The sequence below is a fragment of the Pseudoalteromonas galatheae genome, assembly GCF_005886105.2.
GTDB lineage: Bacteria > Pseudomonadota > Gammaproteobacteria > Enterobacterales > Alteromonadaceae > Pseudoalteromonas > Pseudoalteromonas galatheae.
In genome coordinates, this window is record NZ_PNCO02000001.1 from 1,736,204 (window position 1) to 1,759,191 (window position 22,988).

A 22,988-nucleotide genomic window follows, 5' to 3' on the forward strand; every position below is an offset into this window, starting at 1 on the left:
TGCAGCGCAGAAGGTTTGGCATTTTCTTATTAAATGTCATAAGTTTAATGTATCAAACTTATTGGAGTGTGGCCGTGAAGTTTAAACACAAAGTCGTATCCGTCTCTGCGCTTGTGCTGCTAATAGCATTACTGATCTTATCTGTTATTCAATATATTTCTGTGCAATCAGCAATCAAAGCGCAAGCAGAACAAAGTGTGGATGAAATAATTCAGGGGATTGGTAACACTGTCACTGCGCAAATGAAAGGAGCAACCGATCTCGCCGCGCTTGCTACCAATCTCGTTGCTTCCACTGACACCTTAGACGCAGCCTTTCCTATTCTCTCGCAGCCACAGCTCACAACCTCTTTCCTACTGATAGGTTATGGAGAAGAGCAAACCGGAAAATATGTCGCAAGCGATCCAAATTGGAACCCCGGTGCGAACTGGGACCCGAGAAAACGGCCTTGGTATACCGACGCAAAAACTGCACGAAAGCTAATTATCACAGCGCCTTACGCTGATGCGGTAAGTAACGAAATCGTGGTATCAATCGGTGCACCTGTGTTTAAACAAGGCCAATTCAACGGCGCGATTTTTTACGACGTTAGTTTGGCAAAACTCGGCGAAATGATTAACTCGTTTAACCTGCTAGACGCGGGTTTTGCCTTTATGGTGAGTAAAGACGGGTCGACTATCTCACACCCAGATGTAAAACTAAATGGTAAGTCTTCTCGTACATTTCTCGGTGACATTAGTATATCGGAAAATATTCAATACGTTGAAGTGAACGGCGAAGACAAATTAGTACAGTTTAAAGAGGTCGAAGGCTTAGATTGGTATTTAGGGGTGATGCTGGATGAAGACACCGTTTTTGCCGCACTTTCACGACTGCAAAGAGATGCAGCCATATTTGCCTTTATTTCTGTGGCACTCGCGACTGTACTACTTTCTTTTGTGATTAGCTTATTATTAAAGCCACTTGATGAAATCAACACCGCCATGGCTGCTATCGCACGCGGTAATGCGGACTTAACCGTACGATTAAATACCGAGCATGAACCCGAATTTGCAGCACTGGCGCAAAATTTTAATGCCTTTACCAGTAGCTTACAGTCTCTAATAGCGAATATTCAGGGTCTAGGCCATGAAGTTTTAAACGATGCTCAACAAACATCTCAGGTTGCAAATAAAGCCAAACTTTCCATTCAAGAGCAATTAGCCAGTATCAAAGTCCTTGATGAAGCAACAACACACATGTCTGCAACTGAGCATCAAGTAACTCAATCTGCCCATGAGGCCGCTGAAGCAATTAAAACCACCGATCAAGTTGCGCGCCAAGGAGAAAAAATCGTTGCAGAAACAACCGAGACAATTCAAGAGCTATCTAATCAGATCAGTTCGGCAATGACCGTAGTTACGGAGTTAGAAAGCTCGTCTACCGCTATTGAGCAAATATTATCGGTTATCAACAGCATTGCTGAGCAAACCAACCTCCTAGCGCTCAATGCTGCCATTGAAGCCGCAAGGGCCGGTGAGTCTGGCCGCGGCTTTGCCGTCGTTGCAGACGAAGTAAGATCGCTTGCACAAAGAACACAAGAAGCCACAACTGAAATCCGTGGAATGATAAGTCAACTACAGTCAGGTTCAGAAAGCGCGGTTACTGTAATGAAGCAAAGCCAACATTATGTTGATAAAACGGTTGAAAAGGCAGAGCAAACTAGAGCGGCACTTGAAGATATGCGTAGTGCCATTCGCCATATTGTTGATTTGAACTCACGTATTGCTGATATGCTGAATGAGCAAAATGATATTGTAAATAACGTGAATGGCAGTAGCTCATCAATTCGCGGTATTTCCGAGTCGGTGTATAGCGAAGCTAAGAGCGTTGATGCCACCATGCAGTCTCAAGTAGAAAAGATAACAACCCAAGAACAACTCCTTGAGCAATTCAAAGTTTGATTATCGGTAAACTAAACCGTTACTATAGAGACAGTTGTAAAGCGGCGCGATGCCAAGAGATAAAACATGAAAGCGAATTTGCAGGAATTATTTGAACAGTATTTTCAGATAGCTGAACAGGTTCAGATCAACCTCTACCCGGTTGATGACAATATGGTTCCAGAAAACGAATATCAATTAGAAGCTGCAATTCCGCCGCTATTTAAGCTCGCGAACGAAATTAATGAGTTAGATCTTAATGCCCTGCGACCACTTCGTAATCTGGGTGATATTGCCAATGAGTTAGCAGCTTATTTGCAGGCGCAATCACGTAAGATTGATTTAATTATCAGCCATATTCTCGCAACCGAAGAACCTGATGACAGTCATCTATTTTGTGACAGCTACGGCGGTGGTGGCCTGACCGCGACGTTAGAAGCAGATTATGAGGTCGGACAATCGTTACGAACTAAAATATTTTTGCGCAATGAAGCCAGTGCTATCTTTTGTTACTCACAAGTCATTGCCAAGCAAGATGGTAAATTCACCCTCGCCTTTACCGCTATTAGAGAAGCGGATCAAGAGTTGCTCGTACGGGCGAGCTTACACGCCCAGACCAGACAACTTAAGCTGAAGCAGCAAAAAGACCAATAAGGCATTTAACGCATTAAGTGCCTTCTTTAAATGCTCAATTATCTTCACAAAACTTACTGACACACCTGAGGTTAATGATAAACTATAGGCTTATTATTATATGGTGATGATTTAATGAGTTTTACTTTACTCCCAGAGTGGGCACCACAAGATGCAATCATGCTTACTTGGCCGCATTCTGATACCGATTGGAGCGACATTCTCAGTGACGTTGAACCTGTGTACGTTGCACTTTGCCAACATATTACCCAAGTTCAAGAAGTCGTTATCGTGGCGCATAATGAAGCGCTAAAACAGCATATCGAGAACCTACTCGGCGCAGCTGAGGTTAGCTTAAGCAAGTGTCACTTTGTTGTTACGCCTTGCAATGACACATGGGCCCGTGACCATGGTCCACTTACGACGCAAACAAGTACAGGAAATCTATGTATTAAGGATTTCACCTTTACGGGTTGGGGTAATAAGTTTGCTGCGGATTTAGACAATAAGATCAATCAACAGCTTGCAAAACAGGTCCTCAACCCAAACTGTACCTTTGAAAAAGTTGACGTGGTACTTGAAGGCGGCGGTATTGAGATCAACGAGTCCAATGTCTTATTGACCACTTCAGAGTGTCTGTTGAACCCAAATCGCAATCCACATCTAAGTAAAACCGAATTAGAACTATTGTTGCAAAAAGAGTTGGGGGCTGAGTCATTCCTGTGGGTAGATCATGGATACTTAGCCGGTGATGATACTGACAGTCATATCGACACTTTAGTGCGTTTTGCACCAGATAACACCTTGGTATATGTAAAGTGCGACGACAAGTCAGACGAGCATTATGATGCCCTCAATAAAATGGAGCAGCAGCTACGCACATTTCGCACCCCAAATGGCGATCCATACCGTTTGATTAGTTTACCTTGGCCGAGTGCTAAGTTTGATAACCAGGGTGAGAGATTACCTGCCACCTATGCAAACTATCTGATCTTGAATAAAACGGTGTTAGTACCTATCTATGGCGACGACAAAGATCAAGAAGCGCTGGACAAAGTCTCTCTTGCTCACCCAGAAAGAACGGTAATTGGCGTAAACTGCCTACCAATCATCCATCAATTCGGTAGCCTGCACTGTATTACGATGCAGTTACCAAAAGGTTTTTTAAGGTAAGTACCATGACTGAAAAAAACATCAAAGTTGGTATTGTTCAACATAGCAACTCTAGAGATCTCGTAAACAACTTTGCGAAAACCTGTGACGGTATCCGAGAAGCAGCAAGCAAGGGGGCTAAGCTTATCGTGTTACAAGAGTTGCACCGCAGCTTGTATTTTTGCCAGACAGAAGACACCGAACTCTTCGACTTAGCGGAAACCATTCCTGGCCCAAGCACAGACTCACTAAGCGCACTTGCAAAAGAGCTTAATGTAGTCATCGTTGCATCGCTATTTGAAAAGCGTGCAACAGGCCTTTATCACAACACCGCTGTTGTACTTGAGTCTGATGGTACGATCGCCGGCAAATACCGTAAAATGCACATTCCTGATGACCCAGGTTTTTATGAAAAGTTTTACTTCACACCCGGCGACATGGGCTTTACTCCAATTCAGACTTCTGTAGGCAAATTAGGCGTACTGGTGTGTTGGGATCAATGGTTCCCAGAAGGTGCGCGTCTGATGGCAATGGCGGGCGCTGAGTTTTTAATTTACCCAACGGCAATTGGCTGGGATCCTCGCGATGACAAAGCAGAGCAAATTCGTCAACGAGATGCTTGGATAATTGCACAGCGTGCACATGCAGTGTCGAACGGAGTACCTGTGATTAGCGTTAACCGTGTTGGCCATGAATCAGACCCTTCAGGTCAAAGTGAAGGTATTCAATTCTGGGGCAATTCTTTTGTTACCGGTCCGCAAGGTGAAATGTTATTGCATGCATCTGAAGAAGCTGAGGAAGTCTCGGTTGTTGATGTTGATATTGCACGCAGTGAATCTGTTCGTCGCATCTGGCCGTATTTAAGAGACAGACGAATCGATCACTATCAGGATCTTTGCAAAATTTATCGCGATTAATAAATAGGAGTAATCAATGGCGAATGTGCAATGGAACAATTTACCTTGGGTAAAATCAAACAAGGATAAAATTTCGTGGGGTAATTTGGTTGGCAGTAGCTTATCACTGTGTTTGAGTGAGCACATCCAACAATATGACAACTTAGTTGTACTCGTCACCCCCGACACGCCCTCTGCACTTCGCCTTGAGCATGAACTGGCGTATCTTTTAAAAGATACACCAGTCATGATGTTTCCTGATTGGGAAACATTACCCTATGATCACTTTTCACCACATCAAGACATTATCTCCCAGCGTCTTGCGACGCTAAATACACTCAAACAGGAAAAGCAATCCGTACTCATCATTCCTGTTTCAACCCTGATGCTACGTACCGCACCACCTAGCTTTATTCACGGCATGAGTCTTCAGGTAAAAAAAGGTGACACAGTAGACGCACAAAGCTTGCGTGATACCCTAACTCAAGCGGGTTATCGTCATGTTCAGCAGGTAATGGAGCATGGTGAGTTTGCCGTTCGAGGCTCCATTATCGATTTATACCCCATGGGTAGCCCACTCCCCTTTAGACTAGATTTCTTTGATGATGAGTTAGATTCCATTCGTCATTTTGATATCGAAAGCCAACGCTCAAATGATGAGATTGATGCTATCGATTTATTACCGGCGCACGAATTCCCAACCAATGCAGAAGACATTGAACGCTTTAGAATTAATTATCGCGAAGCGTTCGGCGCAAGTAGTGAAAAAGACAGCATCTATATGCAAGTTAGTAAAGGAAACTGGCCTGCGGGTATAGAGTACTATTTGCCGCTCTTTTTTGATTCATTGGCGACAGTGTTTGACTATTTGCCTGAAGATACCGTATTTATGCCTTTTGGCGACATTGAATCTGCGGCGCAAACCTTTTGGCAAGACGTATCTAAACGCTACGAAAGTCGCCGGGTTGACCCTCTTCGCCCGCTACTTTCACCAGCCAAGCTATATCAGCCAATTGAGACCTTATTTGAAGGCCTTAATGGCTTCTCTCGAATAAAGCTTAGTCAAGCGATGCTAGGAACCAAAGCGGGCAATAACAATGTCGCAGCTGAATTAATCAACGATGTTCGCATTGAGCATAAACAAGCTAATCCATATCAAAAAATCCTCGATTACATCGCTGCTGAGAAAAAGCAAAAGTCGCGCGTGTTATTCAGTGTTGAATCAGAGGGCCGGCGAGAGTCACTGCTTACCTTATTAAAACCAACTGGGCTAAAGCTTAAGCCTTATAAGCGCATTGCAGAGTTTGTATCTAGCGACTCAGATGTTGGTGTGGTCGTCACTCCACTTGCTACCAGTGTGAAACTACTGGATAAACAATCGCTGTCTATCATCACCGAACAAGAGCTATTAGGTGTTAAGATCTCCCAAAAGCGCCGTCGAAAACATAAATACGAACAAGGGCAAGATGCGCTGATCCGAAACCTCGCTGAGTTAAAAGAAGGTCAACCTATTGTTCATTTAGATCATGGTGTAGGCCGCTATTTAGGGCTGGAAACCATAGATGCTGCGGGTATTGCTACCGAGTTTGTGACTATCATCTATGCCAATGACGCTAAACTTTATGTGCCAGTTTCTTCGCTCCATATGCTCAGTCGTTACTCTGGAGGTGAAGAAGCTTCTGCTCCTCTTCATAAACTGGGCAATGACGCGTGGGAAAAAGCAAAACGTAAAGCGGCTGAAAAAGTCAGAGATGTCGCTGCTGAACTCCTAGACATATACGCAAAACGCCAAAGTAAACCAGGTTATGCATTTAAGCTAGATGCGAGCGCCTATCGAGACTTTTCTGATAGCTTTCCATTTGAAGAAACAGACGATCAACGCAATGCAATCACAGCCGTACTTGCAGACATGCAATCAAGCCTAGCGATGGACAGACTCGTTTGTGGTGATGTTGGCTTTGGTAAAACCGAAGTGGCCATGCGTGCAGCATTTGTTGCCGTCAACGATAGCAAACAAGTGGCTGTCTTAGTACCAACTACGCTCCTTGCCCAACAACACTTTGAGAACTTTAAAGACCGTTTTGCCGATCTGCCTGTTGAAGTCGGTGTGCTTTCGCGCTTTAACTCAGCGAAAGAACAAAAAGAGACGTTACAAAAACTTGAAGAAGGCAAAATTGATATTGTGATAGGCACCCATAAGCTTATTCAAGAAAACATCAAGTTCGCCGATTTGGGTCTGTTGATTGTTGACGAAGAACACCGTTTTGGTGTGAGACAAAAAGAGAAGATTAAGCAGCTTAGAGCGGATGTCGACATTCTTACCCTGACCGCTACCCCAATCCCGCGTACGCTGAATATGGCGATGAGTGGTATGCGTGATCTTTCTATTATCGCGACACCTCCAGCCAAGCGATTAGCGGTAAAGACCTTTGTGCGAGAGCGCAACGACGAGCTTATCCGCGAAGCAATTTTGCGTGAAATCAAGCGCGGTGGACAGGTTTACTTCCTCCACAATAGCGTCGAGACAATAGACAAGGTCACCGCTGATATCTCAGCGCTCGTGCCAGAAGCCAACGTCACCACTGCTCACGGGCAAATGCGTGAAAAAGAACTTGAGCACTTGATGGGTGAATTCTATCACCAAAAGTATAACGTGCTTGTGTGTACAACCATTATTGAAACCGGTATCGATATTCCCTCTGCTAATACCATCATAATGGATAGAGCCGATAAACTCGGATTGGCACAGTTACATCAGCTTCGCGGCCGTGTAGGACGAAGCCATCACCAAGCATACGCATACCTTCTCACGAAGAATAGCCAAGCCTTAACTAAAGACGCAGTCAAGCGCTTACAGGCCATTGAGCAACTCGAAGACTTAGGCGCAGGTTTTGCCCTCGCCACCCACGATTTAGAGATCAGAGGTGCAGGTGAGCTGTTGGGAGATGATCAAAGCGGTCAAATTCAAACTGTAGGCTTTACGCTGTATATGGAAATGCTGGAACAAGCAGTCGAAGCCTTGAAAAATGGTAAAGAACCAACACTCGACAATCTACTTCAGCAGCAAAGCGAGGTTGACCTTAAATTCCCAGCACTGCTACCGGATGATTACATTCATGATGTAAATATTCGTCTTAGCATGTATAAACGCATCGCAAGCACTAAATCACTGGCTGAACTCGATGAGCTGCAAATCGAATTAATCGACCGCTTTGGACTGCTTCCAGATGCGGCGAAAAACCTTTTTGCGGTGCAGTCTGTTAAGCTAAAGGCAACTCAATTGGGCATTAACAAGGTCGAGGCAAACCCTAAGGGTGGCTTCTTTGAGTTCAGTAGTCATACAAAAGTTAACCCAACATTCATCATAGGATTGATACAAAGTAGCCCGTCAACCTATAGAATGGAAGGCGCGAATAAACTTAAGTTCCTGATCGAAGAAAAAAATGGCCAAGAGAGATTGAAACTGGTTAATGCGATGATTGATGACTTTGAGAAAAAGGCTGTAGCATGAAAACAATAAAAAATCTGGCCATCCTAGCGGCTTTGATAAGTAGCACGTCTGCACATGCCACCCGTTGGTTTGAAGTAGAAATGATAGCATTTGAGCAAGAGCCTAGTTTCTCTTTGCGAGAAGACTTTAGTATTGAACCTGAACCGCTCAATCGGAAAAACATCAAGTCACTCTTATTTGACGGTTTTAATACCACCGGCTATAAACTATGCTTGGAAGGCAGTGAGCAGTTTGCTGAGCAAGATTTTATTCGCGGATTAACATCGGGTGCGCACTCTAGCTCTTGCAACCCAGATGCAAACTATGTTGAAAAATTTGACACTTTGCCTCTTTCACCGCAAGTTGAACCACAAGAACATATGGACTCAATTTATTTGTTGAATGAGTCACAGTTTAATTTTTCTAATAAAATTAATGAGTTAAAACGTAAAGGACTCAAGCCTCTTTTACACACTGGCTGGCGATTCCCAGAACAAAGTAATAAGCGTGCTCCCAACATCGAAATTATTGGCGGCAAACAGTTTGCGTCACCATCAAGTTATAGCGTAACTGAAAATGACGATCAGTTTTCGTCATTGTCAAATCGCTTTAATATTCAAGAATCAAAAGAGCAAGTACATTGGCAACTTGAAGGCTTGATTAAAATTCACGTGAGGCATTACCTTTACGTGACCACAGATTTAGATTTAAAGTACGAAGACGGCAACGACATTCGTACCGCTCGTATGTCACAATATACGCGCGTGTATAGCGGCGACATACATTACTTAGATCACCCTAAACTTGGGGTCATCTTTCAAATAAGAAAATACAAACATTAGACGGACAACCCTATGAAAAAATTACTAACTGCTGCTGCGCTACTCACCCTAGCCGGCTGTTCAAAAGTAAGTCTAGAAAACTACAACAAGATTGAAGTTGGTATGGATAAAGCTGAAGTTGAGAACATTCTTGGCTCTGCTGATAAATGTGAAGAGAAAACGCTACATACCAATTGCATTTGGGGTAACGAAAACAAGCATATAAAAGTAACGCTACTTTCTGACAAAGTCACTCTATATTCAAAGAAAGGGTTAGAATAACCTCAATAAATGCCTTTTCAGTGTTTAAGAGGAGGCATTTATTCACCGCTATTGGTATTATTCAAAATATCACCCTACTCCCTCTCCACAAAATATTACAACTCAATCTAATTAAAGTAATCGCGTATTCCGAACAATTCAGCTCGAAACTTTCAAAACCTTTCTATAATACCAATTGAATTAATTCTCTAATCAATTTGAAGGGTGAAATAGCATATTAGCTTCGTTAAAAATTTCTCATTTAGAACAACTAAATAGCAAAATTTTTGCCTTGCCTATATGGGAGATAGGTACCTTAGCGGTAGCAGGCCGCGAGAGCGGTGCTACTAAAGCTATTTCCCCGCTTAAAGATAGATCATTTACTTAATACAACTGGTATAAGTCCGAGCGGGCTTAAAATTGGACCAAAGCCATCAAAGCTTTTAAATACAGATAGGTACATAACCCAATTGGCATGAGAAACGAAAAAGGGCCGTAAAGGCCCTTTACAACAAGTAGAAACTAGCAAAAACAAGGGTTAGCGCATTGCCATCATCATTTTAGCCGGTTCCTCTAGGAAGGTTTTCCATAAATTATTGAAACGTGCGATCGTGCCACCATCAATAATACGATGGTCGCCAGACCAACTTACTTGCATGATAGAGCGCGCAACCACATTACCTTGTGCATCAAAGCGTGGTAACTGCTGAACCTTGCCAAGTGCAACGATAGCAACTTCAGGTTTATTGATAATCGGTGTCGCAACCGTACCACCAATAGCCCCTATGTTTGAGATTGAGATAGTACCGCCTTTCAGTGAATCAGGAGATACGCGCCCTTCCCTAGCGGCTTCTGTCAGTTCAGTAACAGATTGGGCAACTTCAACAATCGATTTGCTTTGGCATGATTTAATATTTGGTACAAGAAGACCCAGCTTGCTGTCCACCGCCATACCAATATTATGGTCGTCAAAATAAGTGATTTCCGTACAGTCATCATTTACTTTTGCATTAAGAATTGGGAACTCGTTGATTGCAAGTGACAACGCCTTAATAAAAAATGGCATCATCGTCAACTTCACGCCTTGTTTAGCATATTGCTCTTTCAAAGCTCCACGAAGCGCAATTAAATCGGTTAAGTCAATCTCATCACAGTAAGTGAAATGTGGGATCGTCGATACAGAGGCCACCATTTGTTTGGCCATCGCCGCTTTCATACCACGTAAAGGCTCAACTCTTTTCCCACCTTCTGAGATAGGAGTTGGCTTTTGCGTTTGAGACTGTACCGTTGTGCTAGCTTCATTCGAGGTCGAAGAGTCACTTACACCGTGCTCAAGGAAATGTTCGATGTCCTCTTTATACACACGACCATTTTTACCAGAACCAGGGACTTCAGAAAGATCAACACCAACTTCGCGCGCCTTACGGCGCACTGCTGGAGAGGCGATTGCTTTACCATTTTTCGGCAAACTTCGCGTGGCCTCATTGCTCGCAGTAGTTGTGTGTGCTGTACTTTCTTTAGGTTTGTGAACATCAGCGATTGGATCGTCTGATTTTCCAGCGTGAGAGGACGCCAACTTCATTTGAAATAGCGGACTATGCACCTGTGCTATCTCGCCTTTTTGATAATAGAGTTTCTCAACAATACCATCGTACTTAGCTGGAATTTGCACTAGAGCCTTGTCAGTCATTACATCACAAACGGCCTGATCTTCTTTGATTTCATCGCCTTCAGCGACAAGCCATTCAACGATTTCACACTCAACAATGCCTTCACCGATGTCTGGTAAAATAAAATCTTCAAGTACTGCATTGGTTGAAGTAGTTGGCGAGGATTGAGCTTCCGGTTGTTCTGACTGAGTAGCTTGCTCGCCGGCAACATCCATCGCAAACAAAGGTTCATGGACCTTTGCAATTTCACCTTTTTCGTAATGCAGCTTGGTGATCACACCATCATGTACCGCAGGGATCTGCACTAGCGCCTTATCCGTCATTACGTCACAAATAGGTTGATCTTCTTTTACTTCGTCACCAACAGCCACCAACCACTCGACGATTTCGCACTCTACGATGCCTTCACCAATATCTGGTAAGATAAATTCTTTAGCCATAACTTATCCTCAAAATTCCATAGAACGTTTGATAGCGGCGAACACTTTCAGTGCATCTGGCACATATTCTTTTTCAAGTGCTAAAGGATATGGCGTGTCTAATCCACAAACTCGCTCAATTGGAGATTCTAAATGCAGGAAACACTCTTTTTGTATGGTTGCTGCGATCTCAGCACCAAAACCATTTGTGATTGGCGCTTCGTGGCTCACGACCAAACGACCCGTTTTAACCACTGACTTGGCTACCGTGTCCATATCCCAAGGAAGAATACTTCTTAAGTCGATTATTTCGCAGCTAATACCTGCTTCTTCAGCTTTTTGCGCCGCTTGTTCGATGATTTCCATCTGCGCGCCCCAAGCCAATAGCGTTATATCGGTACCTTCTTTAATCACTTCGGCTTTACCAAGCTCGATGCTGTAATCTTCTTCTGGTACTTCACCAACAGAAGCGCGATATAAGCGCTTAGGTTCAAAGAAAATAACCGGGTTATCGTCTTTAATGGCAGCACGTAGTAGGCCTTTTGCTTGATACGGGTTACGCGGTACTACAATTTTAAGACCAGGTGTATGCGCAAAGTAAGCTTCTGGTGATTGTGAATGATATAGACCACCTGCAATACCACCACCGTATGGCGTACGAATTGTTAAGTTACCCACGTCAAACTCATTACCCGAGCGATAACGGAACTTGGCCGACTCGTTCACGATTTGGTCAAATGCTGGGAAGATATAATCCGCAAATTGAATTTCAGCTAGCGCAGGGGCACCAAACGCTGCAAGACCATTGGCAAAACCCAAAATACCTTGCTCGGTCAATGGCGTATTAAAAACACGGTGTTTACCATATTTTTCTTGAAGGCCTGACGTTGCACGGAATACACCACCAAAGTAGCCGACATCTTCACCAAAAATACAAGCCTGCGGATGCTCCGCCATCGTGATATCTAGCGCCGAATTAATGGCGTGTAGCATGTTCATTTTAGCCATTATTTAATTCTCCCTGCTGTGACTGGGTATGCGTCTGGATAAGCTTTAATATGCGCTTTCAATTCATCATATTGCTTCTGCAGCGATGGAATTGGCGTGTCATAAACATCTGAGACCAGATCTTCTAATGCAGGCTTCTGTACTTTCTCTGCGACCTTCAATGCAGCCAAGATATCTTCACGGATTTTCTCTTTTTCCGCATCATCTTGGGCTTCATCTAGCCAACCTTGTTTTAGAAGCCATTGCTTAAATCGATTTACTGGACAACTATTCTTAAATTCAGCTTCTTCATCTTTGGTACGGTAACCAGATGGGTCATCGGAAGTTGAATGTGCACCCAAACGATATGCGATAGACTCAATCATCACAGGCTCACCGTTTTCAACTGCGATTTTACGCGCGGCTTGTGTCGCGGCGTAAACGGCAAGCGCATCGGCACCATCCACACGGATGGTCTTAATACCATAGCCCACACCGCGAGCGGCAATACCATCACCTTTGAACTGTTCATCCGCAGGTGTTGAAATCGCATAACCATTATTACGTGCATAGAAGATAACCGGTGAACCATGTACCGCGGCCATGTTTAGACCAGCGTGGAAGTCACCTTCTGAGGCAGCACCTTCGCCAAAATAGCAAATCGTGACGTTATCGATTTCAGACGTTAGCTCGCCGGTTTCTTTATCAATGTGTTTTAACTTTTGGCCGTAGGCATAGCCCGTTGCTTGAGGAATTTGCGTTCCTAGCGGCGACGAAATAGTCAGGTAATGTAATTCTTTAGAACCATAATGCACAGGCATTTGGCGGCCTTTACCTAAGTCCTTCTCATTCGAGAATAACTGATTCATGAATTGCTCAAGCGAAAAACCACGATAGTGAATTGCGGCTTGCTCACGGTACTGAGCCATGATCATGTCATCTTCTTTAAGCGCTGCGGCACTTGCCGTAACAGCAGCTTCTTCGCCAAGACATTGCATGTAAAAGCTAATGCGTCCTTGACGCTGAGCACCTTGCATACGCTCGTCAAGTAAACGGATAAACCGCATTGTTGAATAAATTCTTAATGCCGTTTCTTTGTCAATATCTGGTGCTGTTGCACCGTCTAAAACATCGCCTTGGTCACTTAAAATCTGTAATGTAGGGATATTGAGTGCATGACCATCTATAAATTCCAGCGCGTGGCTGATATTTAAGGATATATTATTGGGGTTAGTCATAACCTACCTTCTCTTGTTGTCATAACAAACTTACGGAGTTCAACCCGACTTCCTCATACGAGATCTGGCTTCAGATTGCGTAAGACGAAAAGAGTCTTAACTCACCTCGCATTTATGATTGTGTTAATTGGTCTTGATCACATTTGTGGTTAGTATGAATAACTGGTCTAACAACTTATCAAAGACTGAATAATATTTGCGATTTAAGTAAGTAAATTAAATTAAAGCGTTTCAACTTTACGTTAACGTAAACGGTTATTCAACTAATCCTAGATGAATAACCGTGAAAATGCATCAATGTTTTTGGAAAGATTTTGATACGAAGGCAAGTAGAATTTTACATCTATGATTTATATAAAGTTTTCATCAACCTCTAACGGGATAACCGTTAGTAATGCACGTTGCCCCAAAGCAACATTGGCATTTGGGAAGATAATAGCTTCGCCCTCAACTTCAGCGAAATACTGCTTATCTCCGTCTGTCGCTAGTAATTCACCTTTTGCAAAGCCTGTAAAATTCTCAGCAGAATCAGGGAATGGGAAAGAGAATTCTGCTTGAGTACGATTGATGGTGCGATAAACCGTAAACGGCTCGAAGTCATTTGCATTAAATTCTTTATATTCTACTTCTTCTTGGCTAATTAATGCTTTTAGCGTTTCTTTGGTTTTTGCAAAGCTCGCCATGTTATTTTCACCAAACGGCTTAACCTGTCCAAGTTCGATAGTAAAAGCGTCGGCCCCAAACTGGTAAGAAGAAAAGTAACTAAATGTCGTCGCAGCCGAGCGCATCATTAATACGGTATTGACACCGCATGACAATAAAAATTGCAGCTGCGATTTCTTCCATGGCTTACCATGTAAAAATGGATAGACTGCAAACTTCTCGTTTTTAGATCCCCGAATAGCAGTGTGAAGGTCGTAATGACAACGATAGCGCTCACCGTCATCTTGTTCAAAGAAAGCCCTAACATAACCTTCTAGCTTTTGAGCTCTGACCTTTTCAGGATTATCTGTTTCTTGATTATGTGCACCGTTAAATAGGCGGTTTAGATTTTCATCGACAAAACGCTTGCCAATATTAATGGATTTCGGGTTGCCAAAAATAAACAACACCCGTTGTGCCAACGCCAGTTTACCAGTAATAATATGTTGGATAAGCTCGTCACATATTTCAATTGGTGCGGTTTCATTACCGTGCACAGCGCTCGATAGCACAATATCTTTCGTTGTTTCACCTGCGGGCGTAAACTGGATCACACCAGTATCATGGACTTCCACCAAGGTACCGTTGTCTAAAGTGAAGTTCACGGGTTCAAGTGTAAATTCGTTATTTCTTGTGATAGTAAGAAAGTCACCGCTTTGTTTTAATTCTGCTAAGTACGTCATAATTCCAAATTGATATTGTTGAATAATCCGCATTGGGATACAAAAAAGCCATACGAGGAGTATGGCTTGTAGAAGCTTTTTGTTAACTAATCACTGAGTCAACCAATGTCTTTGCCTCATGTTCAAGTTCAGCTAAATGCGCTTCACCTTTAAATGATTCAAGATAAATTTTGTAGATATCTTCAGTGCCCGATGGACGCGCCGCAAACCAACCGTTTTCGGTAACGACTTTAAGGCCACCGATAGCCGCGCCGTTACCAGGGGCATTGGTTAATATCTGAGTAATTTTATCACCTGCTAGGGTGTCCGCCTTAATGTTGTCCGCACTCAATGCCTTGAGCTTTGCTTTTTGCTCAGTACTTGCGGGTGCATCGATACGTTTGTATACAGGTGCGCCAAATGCTTGTTCAAAAGCGCGATAATGCTGAGATGGCGATTTACCGGTAACAGCTTGGATTTCAGCGGCAAGTAACCCCATGATAAAACCGTCTTTATCTGTACACCATGTAGTGCCATCTTTTCTTAAAAACGCAGCGCCAGCACTCTCTTCACCACCAAACGCGAGTTCTCCAGCCGCTAAACCGTCTACAAACCATTTAAAGCCAACTGGCACTTCGTAAACTTCTCGACCATTTGCGCCACACACTTTGTCAATCATGGCACTAGATACCAAAGTTTTACCGATTTTTACTGAGCTCTTCCAGCCTCGGTGTTTAATGAGGTAATCAATTGCAACCGCTAAAAAGTGATTAGGATTCATCAGGCCATCAGGCGTGACAATGCCATGTCTGTCGAAGTCTGGGTCATTACCAATACCGATATCGTAGTCGTCTTTTAGTGCTATCAAATTAGCCATCGCAAAAGGCGATGAACAATCCATCCGCACCTTGCCGTCTTTATCTAGTGGCATAAAAGAAAAACTCGGGTCTACAACGTCATTTACAACCGTGAGCTTCAAGTCATAGTGTTTGGCGATCACCGGCCAGAAATTAACACCTGAACCACCAAGAGGATCCACACCAATATTAACTCCGGCTCGAGCAATAGCTTCCATATCAATTATATTACCCAAGTCTTCGACATATGGCGTGATCAGATCTTCATACTTGATAAATCCAGATCTTCTCGCTTTTGCAAACGGGAATAACTCAACTTCAACCAAATCTTCAAGTAGTAGCTGATTAGCTCTATCTTCAATCCACTTGGTAACATCAGTATCGGCAGGTCCACCATTTGGTGGGTTATATTTGAACCCGCCATCTTCTGGCGGGTTATGTGATGGCGTCACCACAATACCATCTGCAAGTTCGTGTGGATTGGTTAAATTGTGCGAGACAATCGCATGACTGATCACTGGGGTTGGAGTGTAGTCATCATTTTGTTGTGTGATAACTTGCACTTCGTTGGCAACCAAAACCTCAATAGCCGAGTTAAAAGCGGCCTCCGACAACGCATGAGTGTCTTTACCAAGAAAAAGCGGACCGTAAATATTATTGTTTTTACGGTAGTCACAAATCGCTTGAGTGATGGCCAGAATATGCGACTCATTAAACTTAAAATTAAGTGAGCAACCTCGGTGACCACTTGTGCCAAAGGCGACACAATGCTCTGGATGTGCTTCTAAATCAGGCTCATTTAAATAGTACGATGAAACCAATTTTGGTACATTTACCAATAATTCTTTCGATACCTTGTTGCCAGCTTGTGGATGGATCGCCATAAGATTTCCTTACTTATAGGTAGTCTCTAATTTTCTCGGCAGCTTCATCTGTGTAACCTAACACCTTAGCTACTTCATGAAGCATCATTTTCTTTCTAGTCGTATTTGAATTTGTCATCACCCAATATTCGCTGTCTGCGATATTTTTCGGGTTCATACTGCTGCCACTTTCGAGTAGTGCATTTTTACTCGTAGCAAAATAAATTCTATCGCGACCCTTAATTTCAAGCACATTATTAAATTCGGATTTATGTGTACGATGGAGCGCGGATAGGATAAACAAAAAGCGCCCGACTACGCCCTTTTGCATTGCGAGCTCTTCTTTATTAAGAATATTAAAGACATTCGCTGCTGGCTTTACCGTTTGGTTTGGTGTTTTTGTTTGCGACTCAGCGGCCAATTCTTGTACTTGTTTTTCTTCCTGCTGTACGACGGGTTTAGATTCTGTCCCAGGAGTAAGTTTTAATAAACGACGCAAAATCTCAGAAGCACTTTCTCCAATACTTTGTGTGTTACTTGCAATGTATTGATATAGCTCGTCATCTATTTCTATCTTTTTCATGCGTTTCCTGTCATCTATGCTAATTAGGAGCAACTCATTTCAATTGCCACTTAGTATATCCAAATTTAACTTATTACTCTATGGCTTTGCATTTTTACTCTTCGATGTCACAATTAGCGCCAAATTTGGAGGATTTATGCAGTTAAACTATCAACAAATTGGCGACCAAGCCAAACCTAGTGTATTTGTTATGCACGGACTATTTGGTTCTTTGGAAAATGTAAATGTGGTGGCAAAAGCACTTGCCGAACATTTCAATGTGATTAATGTCGATTTGAGAAATCACGGTCGCTCTTTTCATGATGGGCAAATGTCCTATCCAATAATGGCAAATGACGTCAAGGCGCTAATGGAAGAGTTAGAGCTGGATAAAGTAAACCTCGTTGGCCATTCGATGGGTGGTAAAGTGGTAATGCAATTTGCCCAATTATTCCCTGAAAGCGTCAACAAACTTGTCGTATTAGATATTGCACCTGTTGATTATCACTCTAGGCATGATGCAATAATTACTGCGCTGAACGAAGTACAAGAAAGTGATGTATCCAGTCGTAGTGAAGCAGATGCCATCATGTCGCAGTATATTGAAACAGTCGGCGTGCGTCAGTTTTTGCTCAAAAGTTTAGCAAAAAATGAACAAGGCAAACTTGCTTGGCGTTTTAATTTAGACGTAATTACTGAAAAATACGATACAATTACATCAAACATTAATGAAACTCATTCCTGTTTGTGCGATACTTTGTTTATTAAAGGGAATAATTCTGACTACATCCTGCCTGAGCATAGGGATGCAATAGCTCGCTCTTTTCCAAATGCGCGAGCAAAAATAATTCAAGGTGCAGGCCATTGGCTACACGCAGAAAAACCTGAAGCAGTAAATCGCTCAATTATTGATTTTCTTCAATAAAACGAATCGAATTACCGTTATAAACTTAATTTATGCATTTAGGTTGTGATATAGTAGCCGCCGTTTAAGTATTGAGTAGAGCTCAGATGGTCAGTCAATTTATAAATGAATTTGAAACGCTAGGGCTATGGTTTGCACTAGCTGGTATATTCTTTTTCATCGGTATGGCTATTCAGGACGTACTGAAAAAAGGTGATGTACCAAAGTTCGGACGCTACATCGTATGGCTAGTGTTATTTCTAGGCTGTTCTGGATTTATTGCTAAAGGCTTGATCCAGGTGTTTTGGCAAGGCGCAGGTGTTGGATAATGGCCAAGGCTGAAACAGATAGAACCACTATCGACCTATTTGAAAATGAAAAACGTCCCGGACGTCCCAAGACAAATCCACTGCCACGAGAAGTGCAGTTAAAGGTTAACAAGCGCAATCAAATCAAAAGAGATCGTGCTCGTGGCCTGAAAAGAGTAGAATTTAAGGTTTCATCAGAGTTGTATCAAGCGCTAAGTGATATGGCAGAGTCGCAAAACATTAGTCGAAGTGCACTCATCGAGACCATCTTACAAGAAAAGTTAGCGGTTAATAGATAGAAGGTAAGCAATTAATGGCAAGCGTAGGTATTTTTTTCGGCAGTGATACTGGTAACACAGAACACGTTGCTAAAATGATTCAAAAAGAGCTGGGTAAAAAGCTCGTAGACGTAAAAGATATTGCTAAAAGCAGTAAGGAAGAGATTGCCGAATTTGATTTACTACTATTCGGTATTCCAACTTGGTATTACGGCGAAGCACAGTGTGATTGGGATGATTTTTTCCCTGAGCTTGAAGAAGTCGATTTCGAAGGTAAGTTAGTTGCAATTTTTGGCTGTGGCGATCAGGAAGATTACGCAGAGTATTTCCTTGACGCGATGGGCATGGTTAATGACATAGTTACCGAGCGCGGAGCAATTGTGGTTGGTCATTGGTCTACCGATGGTTATGATTTTGAAGCGTCAAAAGCTGTCGTTGAAGACGGTAAGTTTGTTGGTCTTGGTATTGATGAAGACCGTCAGCCTGAACTAACAGAGCAACGTGTTAAACAATGGTGTGCACAAGTATATGATGAAATGTGCTTAAGCGAGCTGGAAGATTAATTCCATTTGCTTTGCACTTGCTGCCCGAGCAAGTTATTCTTAGGTATAGCGTCGTGAATATTGACCTAAGACAAATTATAACTAACAGATTGAGACAGATTTAATGACTGATCACAACTTAGAGCTTAAAAAGGCTGGTTTAAAAGTAACGCTTCCACGCATCAAAATTTTAGAGATCCTTCAGTCTCCTGATAATCAGCACATCAGCGCAGAAGATGTGTACAAGATCTTATTAGACAAAGGTGAAGAAATTGGCCTAGCTACGGTATATCGCGTACTAAACCAATTTGATGATGCTGGTATTGTAACACGTCACCACTTTGAAGGCGGTAAATCTGTTTTCGAGCTGTCTGGCAGCACTCACCATGATCACTTGGTATGTTTGAAATGCGGCAAAGTTGTCGAATTCGAGGATGACGTTATTGAAACACGCCAAGAAGAAATTGCTAGCAGCAATGGTATCAAACTGACTAACCATTCACTATACCTTTATGGTGAGTGTGAAGATAAAGAAGCGTGCAAAAAGTACGCTGAGGAAAATGGTAATTAACCTACCCTTTTCGCCTATTTAAGCATTATTAAGCCAGCACAAGTTGCTGGCTTTTTTGTAGAGTAGCTCAGCATTCCACAATTGTCCTAAAGCCACCATAGATAAGCCTTTTGCCATCAAACGGCATTGGATTAGCTTCTTGATCGCAAATAGGATCTTTAAATACTTCTGCCATTCCAGCATCACGGACTTCTTTTGAAGGCCAAGTGATCCAGGAAAACACCACAGTTTCATCAGGCTTACACTTTACAGCCAGTGGAAAAGAGGTAAGCGTTCCATCAGGAACATCATCCCCCCAGGCCTCGACAACGCGCTCTGCTCCAAATTTTTTAAACACTTTTGCCGCTTTACTGGCGTGCGCTTGATATTCTTCACGTTTATTGGTGGGTACAGCACATAAAAAACCATCGATATAACTCATTTTTGACCTCTCTATTATCCTCGTCTTTGTGCTTCATAGCTGACATTATTCTCGTCTTGCAACTCGCGAACAGGCCGAATTTCAATGCTGCCATAACGCGCTGGCGGAATTTTGCTAGCCGCTTGGATGGCCTCATTTAGATCTTTAACATCAAGTAAATAAAAGCCCGCAAGCTGCTCTTTAGTCTCTGCGAATGGACCATCGGTAATATCGACTTTACCCGCTCGTATCCGTAGTGTTGTCGCACTTTGAGTTGAGAGTAAGGCGTTACCGCCTATCATCTGCTTGCGCTCTTTTAATGATTCTCCACACGCGATGCATTCACGATTCAGTGCGTCCCATTCATCTTGTGAGAGCTTTTCCATTGATTGTTCATCGTAATAAACCAAAGCTACATATTTCATAGTATGTCCAGCTCCTTATTAATTGGTATCTGAATAGCTAGCGTCTTATGCTGCTCGCTTTTAACTTAGCTATTTCGTGATCAAGGTTAATTAGCAGCGTTACTGGGTAACATCACCATCCACGCCACACCGAATTTATCAACGACCTGACCATACAGGGGGGACCAAAATGTTTCTTGTAATGGCATTTTGACCGTACCACCATCGGCTAGCGCATTAAATGCTCGGTGAGCTTCTTGTTCAGAATCAATTGTTATAGACAGACTAAATCCTGCAAACGGTGCATCACCACCACAGCCGTCAGATGCAAAAATATTCATATCGCCAATACTAAACTCACAGTGCATTACTTTATCTGAGAAGTTTTCTGGTATCGCACCATCAGGAATAGGATCTGGACTTTCGTTAAAACGCATAAGCAGACCGACTTTGGCACATAGATGCTGTTGATAGTATTCAAGTGCCTCTTCGGTACGCCCTGCAAAGAATAAATAATTGCAAACATGCGCGGTTTGCATCGCAATCTTTTGTCTTAATTGTTCTTCGTCTTCTAGGATTTCGCCGCAGGGGTCGATACCTGCAAAATCAGCCATTTCATAAAACGGTCTAACTTCAATATCAGATTCCTCATTCATAGGATTAGGGCAGCGCTTAACCCATTCTAGCGCCTCTTCCATTGATGTTACTTCCCATACCCAATAACCTGCAATTAACTCATTAGTCTCTGCAAAAGGCCCTTTAGTTACAATGCGCTCTTCGCCTTTAAAACGAACGCGAACTCCCTCTTTACTCGGCTTCAAACCGTCACCAGAAGTCATTATTCCAGCATCAACTAATGCATTATTGAATTCTCCCATCGCAGCCATTAATTCCGCGGTTGGTAGCCCCCCTGCTTCAGACCCTTCACTTGCTTTTACAATCACCATTACTTTCATCGTCAATTCTCCTGATATCTTTCATAAATAGAGCTGAATAACCAAAGATTACCTGCGGTTTTGATAAATAAAGTGCTCTATACACTCTAGTCGAATGCACTCTCTAGAGATCGACAAAGTAAGGAGAATTTTCTTAATTAATTTTCACCGAGCTTGAGAAGCTTTTGTTTGAGAACCCTTTGCTCTGGTAATTGCGTTGTTAAATTGAGAGCCGTTTTAAATGCATTAATCGCACTAGCCGTTCTGCCAGCACGAGATAATAGTTCGCCATAAGCCGCATGAGCCAAGTGATACCTTTGCATTTCTTTGTGCTCAAATAGCCGCTCTATCACGGTAATACCCGCATCTGGTCCCTCTTTCATAGCGATTGCAACCGCTTGGTTGAGCTCGATAACAGGAGACGGGCTCACTTGGTGTAGCTGAGCGTATAATTCAACAATCTGTGACCAATCTGTCGCCTCTGCGGTTGTCGCCACAGCATGAGTCGCAGAGATAGCCGCCTGAATGGTGTAAAAGCCATATTCACCGGCGCGCATTATTTCAGCGATCAACTGCGTACCTTCTGCAATCATACCTTTACTCCAAAGGCTTCGGTCTTGATCTTCCAGTAAAATGATGTCACCGCTAGCATTGGTGCGCGCCGCCTTTCTAGCATCATTCAAGAGCATCAAGGCGAGTAGCCCCGCCACTTCTGGATCTGGCGTTAGAGAATAAAGTAAACGAGTTAAGCGGATGGCCTCCGAAGTCAGTTCACTGCGTATTGCAAGTTCGCCTTGTGTTGCAGAATACCCTTCATTAAAGACCAGATAGATAACCGTGAGCACCGCATCAAGTCGGTTGTTAAAGTCAGTGTCGTCTGGCAGCTCGAACGGAATACGGGCATCACGGATCTTCGCTTTGCCGCGCACAATTCGTTGTGCCATTGTTGTGTTAGACACCAAAAATGCACTGGCAATTTCCTCTGTTGTTAGTCCACAGACCTCCCGCAGAGTAAGCGCAACTTGTACTTTAGGATCAATCGCTGGATGGCAACAAGTAAAAATTAACCGCAGTTGGTCGTCTTCAATTACATTGGCGTTTTGCTCTTGGGCTTGACCTGCGATATCAGAAAGCTCATCCACTTCAGTAGCAACTTCTAGCTTTTCTCTTTGACGTTGCTGTTTGCGTATTGCATCAATGGCTTTAAAACGACCAGTAGAAATCAGCCAAGGGACTGGGTTTTCTGGCATGCCTTGAGTAGGCCAGTGTTTTAACGCCATATTAAACGCGTCTTGCAATGCTTCTTCTGCTAACTCAAAGTCACCTAGAAGGCGGATCAGTGTGGCATAAATTTTCCGGCTTTCTTGCTTGTACAGCACTTCTATAGACTTACGAATAGCATTGCTATCGCAAGCGAGTTGATTGCTCATCACTTTCTTTCGTCAGCTAGGTTATAACCATTTGAATTGGTATAGTCACTATTTCATAAATCAGTAAGAGCCTCAACTTGA

General features: G+C 42.9%; 22 protein-coding genes. 12 read left to right on the forward strand and 10 right to left on the reverse strand.

What is annotated here, in order from left to right:
• The first annotated feature begins 74 nt into the window (after nt 1-74).
• From CWC29_RS07560 to CWC29_RS07590, 7 genes are all read left to right on the forward strand, one after another.
• Entirely contained in the window at nt 75-1,943 is a 1,869-nt protein-coding gene (locus tag CWC29_RS07560) for a methyl-accepting chemotaxis protein (RefSeq protein ID WP_153188102.1), read from the forward strand.
• A 66-nt stretch (nt 1,944-2,009) separates the two neighbouring features.
• Nucleotides 2,010-2,576 carry a PilZ domain-containing protein gene (locus tag CWC29_RS07565; RefSeq protein ID WP_128728098.1) on the forward strand — a complete coding sequence of 189 codons (567 nt, stop codon included), beginning with the start codon at nt 2,010-2,012 and terminating at the stop codon, nt 2,574-2,576.
• A gap of 114 nt (nt 2,577-2,690) precedes the next feature.
• Entirely contained in the window at nt 2,691-3,728 is a 1,038-nt protein-coding gene (locus tag CWC29_RS07570) for an agmatine deiminase family protein (RefSeq protein WP_128728097.1), read from the forward strand.
• A 5-nt stretch (nt 3,729-3,733) separates the two neighbouring features.
• Nucleotides 3,734-4,624, forward strand: coding sequence for a carbon-nitrogen hydrolase (locus tag CWC29_RS07575; protein ID WP_128728096.1), 891 nt, complete (start codon nt 3,734-3,736; stop codon nt 4,622-4,624).
• 16 nt (nt 4,625-4,640) lie between these two features.
• Nucleotides 4,641-8,114: a transcription-repair coupling factor gene (gene mfd, locus CWC29_RS07580; protein ID WP_138524069.1), complete on the forward strand. Its 3,474-nt coding sequence runs from the start codon at nt 4,641-4,643 to the stop codon at nt 8,112-8,114.
• Nucleotides 8,111-8,935 carry a CsiV family protein gene (locus tag CWC29_RS07585; protein WP_128728094.1) on the forward strand — a complete coding sequence of 275 codons (825 nt, stop codon included), beginning with the start codon at nt 8,111-8,113 and terminating at the stop codon, nt 8,933-8,935. Before mfd ends, CWC29_RS07585 begins: the two co-directional genes overlap by 4 nt.
• A gap of 12 nt (nt 8,936-8,947) precedes the next feature.
• Nucleotides 8,948-9,196 (forward strand): DUF3862 domain-containing protein, encoded by a 249-nt coding sequence (locus tag CWC29_RS07590; protein WP_128728093.1) that lies wholly within the window; start codon nt 8,948-8,950, stop codon nt 9,194-9,196.
• 517 nt (nt 9,197-9,713) lie between these two features.
• Here CWC29_RS07590 and CWC29_RS07595 read toward each other — a convergent pair.
• The 6 genes from CWC29_RS07595 to seqA form a co-directional block, all read right to left on the reverse strand.
• Nucleotides 9,714-11,285, reverse strand: a complete 1,572-nt coding sequence (locus CWC29_RS07595; RefSeq protein ID WP_128728092.1) for a dihydrolipoyllysine-residue acetyltransferase — start codon at nt 11,283-11,285, stop codon at nt 9,714-9,716.
• 9 nt (nt 11,286-11,294) lie between these two features.
• Entirely contained in the window at nt 11,295-12,272 is a 978-nt protein-coding gene (locus tag CWC29_RS07600) for an alpha-ketoacid dehydrogenase subunit beta (protein WP_010604720.1), read from the reverse strand.
• Complete coding sequence (locus CWC29_RS07605; RefSeq protein WP_095726851.1) at nt 12,272-13,489, reverse strand: thiamine pyrophosphate-dependent dehydrogenase E1 component subunit alpha; 1,218 nt, start codon at nt 13,487-13,489, stop codon at nt 12,272-12,274. Before CWC29_RS07605 ends, CWC29_RS07600 begins: the two co-directional genes overlap by 1 nt.
• 350 nt (nt 13,490-13,839) lie before the next feature.
• Complete coding sequence (astE, locus tag CWC29_RS07610; protein WP_138524788.1) at nt 13,840-14,874, reverse strand: succinylglutamate desuccinylase; 1,035 nt, start codon at nt 14,872-14,874, stop codon at nt 13,840-13,842.
• 82 nt (nt 14,875-14,956) lie between these two features.
• On the reverse strand, nt 14,957-16,594 hold the full coding sequence (gene pgm / locus CWC29_RS07615; protein WP_128728090.1) for a phosphoglucomutase (alpha-D-glucose-1,6-bisphosphate-dependent): 1,638 nt from the start codon (nt 16,592-16,594) through the stop codon (nt 14,957-14,959).
• A gap of 13 nt (nt 16,595-16,607) precedes the next feature.
• Nucleotides 16,608-17,156, reverse strand: coding sequence for a replication initiation negative regulator SeqA (gene seqA / locus CWC29_RS07620; RefSeq protein WP_128728089.1), 549 nt, complete (start codon nt 17,154-17,156; stop codon nt 16,608-16,610).
• Nucleotides 17,157-17,292: 136 nt separating this feature from the next.
• Between seqA and CWC29_RS07625 the strand changes: the two genes are divergently transcribed.
• The 5 genes from CWC29_RS07625 (at nt 17,293) to fur (ending at nt 19,738) form a co-directional block, all read left to right on the forward strand.
• Nucleotides 17,293-18,060 carry an alpha/beta fold hydrolase gene (locus tag CWC29_RS07625; protein WP_128728088.1) on the forward strand — a complete coding sequence of 256 codons (768 nt, stop codon included), beginning with the start codon at nt 17,293-17,295 and terminating at the stop codon, nt 18,058-18,060.
• 86 nt (nt 18,061-18,146) lie between these two features.
• Nucleotides 18,147-18,368 (forward strand): DUF2788 domain-containing protein, encoded by a 222-nt coding sequence (locus CWC29_RS07630; RefSeq protein WP_010372701.1) that lies wholly within the window; start codon nt 18,147-18,149, stop codon nt 18,366-18,368.
• Nucleotides 18,368-18,646: a LexA regulated protein gene (ybfE, locus tag CWC29_RS07635; RefSeq protein WP_010372698.1), complete on the forward strand. Its 279-nt coding sequence runs from the start codon at nt 18,368-18,370 to the stop codon at nt 18,644-18,646. Before CWC29_RS07630 ends, ybfE begins: the two co-directional genes overlap by 1 nt.
• Nucleotides 18,647-18,660: 14 nt before the next feature.
• Nucleotides 18,661-19,188, forward strand: a complete 528-nt coding sequence (gene fldA, locus CWC29_RS07640; RefSeq protein ID WP_010604714.1) for a flavodoxin FldA — start codon at nt 18,661-18,663, stop codon at nt 19,186-19,188.
• A 103-nt stretch (nt 19,189-19,291) separates the two neighbouring features.
• Nucleotides 19,292-19,738: a ferric iron uptake transcriptional regulator gene (fur, locus tag CWC29_RS07645; RefSeq protein ID WP_138524790.1), complete on the forward strand. Its 447-nt coding sequence runs from the start codon at nt 19,292-19,294 to the stop codon at nt 19,736-19,738.
• A 67-nt stretch (nt 19,739-19,805) separates the two neighbouring features.
• On the opposite strand, the gene CWC29_RS07650 is transcribed toward fur, so the two are convergent.
• The 4 genes from CWC29_RS07650 to CWC29_RS07665 all read right to left on the reverse strand — a co-directional run bounded on the left by CWC29_RS07650 (nt 19,806) and on the right by CWC29_RS07665 (nt 22,907).
• Nucleotides 19,806-20,159 (reverse strand): DUF1428 domain-containing protein, encoded by a 354-nt coding sequence (locus CWC29_RS07650; RefSeq protein ID WP_138524792.1) that lies wholly within the window; start codon nt 20,157-20,159, stop codon nt 19,806-19,808.
• A 14-nt stretch (nt 20,160-20,173) separates the two neighbouring features.
• The gene (locus tag CWC29_RS07655) at nt 20,174-20,563 is read right to left on the reverse strand and encodes a YciI family protein (RefSeq protein WP_128728086.1); all 390 of its coding nucleotides are present in this window, start codon (nt 20,561-20,563) and stop codon (nt 20,174-20,176) included.
• Nucleotides 20,564-20,649: 86 nt separating this feature from the next.
• Entirely contained in the window at nt 20,650-21,498 is an 849-nt protein-coding gene (locus CWC29_RS07660; protein ID WP_128728085.1) for a YciI family protein, read from the reverse strand.
• Nucleotides 21,499-21,635: 137 nt separating this feature from the next.
• A complete protein-coding gene (locus CWC29_RS07665; RefSeq protein ID WP_128728084.1) occupies nt 21,636-22,907 on the reverse strand; it encodes an RNA polymerase sigma factor in 1,272 nt (423 codons plus the stop codon).
• Between the last annotated feature and the right edge of the window lie 81 nt (nt 22,908-22,988).

What these genes read in the sequence shown, in the direction of transcription:
- CWC29_RS07565 (WP_128728098.1), top strand. Translation starts at nt 2,010, where the DNA reads ATGAAAGCGAATTTGCAGGAATTATTTGAACAGTATTTTCAGATAGCT.
- CWC29_RS07570 (WP_128728097.1), top strand. Translation starts at nt 2,691, where the DNA reads ATGAGTTTTACTTTACTCCCAGAGTGGGCACCACAAGATGCAATCATG.
- CWC29_RS07575 (WP_128728096.1), top strand. Translation starts at nt 3,734, where the DNA reads ATGACTGAAAAAAACATCAAAGTTGGTATTGTTCAACATAGCAACTCT.
- mfd (WP_138524069.1), top strand. Translation starts at nt 4,641, where the DNA reads ATGGCGAATGTGCAATGGAACAATTTACCTTGGGTAAAATCAAACAAG.
- CWC29_RS07585 (WP_128728094.1), top strand. Translation starts at nt 8,111, where the DNA reads ATGAAAACAATAAAAAATCTGGCCATCCTAGCGGCTTTGATAAGTAGC.
- CWC29_RS07590 (WP_128728093.1), top strand. Translation starts at nt 8,948, where the DNA reads ATGAAAAAATTACTAACTGCTGCTGCGCTACTCACCCTAGCCGGCTGT.
- CWC29_RS07595 (WP_128728092.1), bottom strand. Translation starts at nt 11,285, where the DNA reads ATGGCTAAAGAATTTATCTTACCAGATATTGGTGAAGGCATCGTAGAG.
- CWC29_RS07600 (WP_010604720.1), bottom strand. Translation starts at nt 12,272, where the DNA reads ATGGCTAAAATGAACATGCTACACGCCATTAATTCGGCGCTAGATATC.
- CWC29_RS07605 (WP_095726851.1), bottom strand. Translation starts at nt 13,489, where the DNA reads ATGACTAACCCCAATAATATATCCTTAAATATCAGCCACGCGCTGGAA.
- astE (WP_138524788.1), bottom strand. Translation starts at nt 14,874, where the DNA reads ATGACGTACTTAGCAGAATTAAAACAAAGCGGTGACTTTCTTACTATC.
- pgm (WP_128728090.1), bottom strand. Translation starts at nt 16,594, where the DNA reads ATGGCGATCCATCCACAAGCTGGCAACAAGGTATCGAAAGAATTATTG.
- seqA (WP_128728089.1), bottom strand. Translation starts at nt 17,156, where the DNA reads ATGAAAAAGATAGAAATAGATGACGAGCTATATCAATACATTGCAAGT.
- CWC29_RS07625 (WP_128728088.1), top strand. Translation starts at nt 17,293, where the DNA reads ATGCAGTTAAACTATCAACAAATTGGCGACCAAGCCAAACCTAGTGTA.
- CWC29_RS07630 (WP_010372701.1), top strand. Translation starts at nt 18,147, where the DNA reads ATGGTCAGTCAATTTATAAATGAATTTGAAACGCTAGGGCTATGGTTT.
- ybfE (WP_010372698.1), top strand. Translation starts at nt 18,368, where the DNA reads ATGGCCAAGGCTGAAACAGATAGAACCACTATCGACCTATTTGAAAAT.
- fldA (WP_010604714.1), top strand. Translation starts at nt 18,661, where the DNA reads ATGGCAAGCGTAGGTATTTTTTTCGGCAGTGATACTGGTAACACAGAA.
- fur (WP_138524790.1), top strand. Translation starts at nt 19,292, where the DNA reads ATGACTGATCACAACTTAGAGCTTAAAAAGGCTGGTTTAAAAGTAACG.
- CWC29_RS07650 (WP_138524792.1), bottom strand. Translation starts at nt 20,159, where the DNA reads ATGAGTTATATCGATGGTTTTTTATGTGCTGTACCCACCAATAAACGT.
- CWC29_RS07655 (WP_128728086.1), bottom strand. Translation starts at nt 20,563, where the DNA reads ATGAAATATGTAGCTTTGGTTTATTACGATGAACAATCAATGGAAAAG.
- CWC29_RS07660 (WP_128728085.1), bottom strand. Translation starts at nt 21,498, where the DNA reads ATGAAAGTAATGGTGATTGTAAAAGCAAGTGAAGGGTCTGAAGCAGGG.
- CWC29_RS07665 (WP_128728084.1), bottom strand. Translation starts at nt 22,907, where the DNA reads ATGAGCAATCAACTCGCTTGCGATAGCAATGCTATTCGTAAGTCTATA.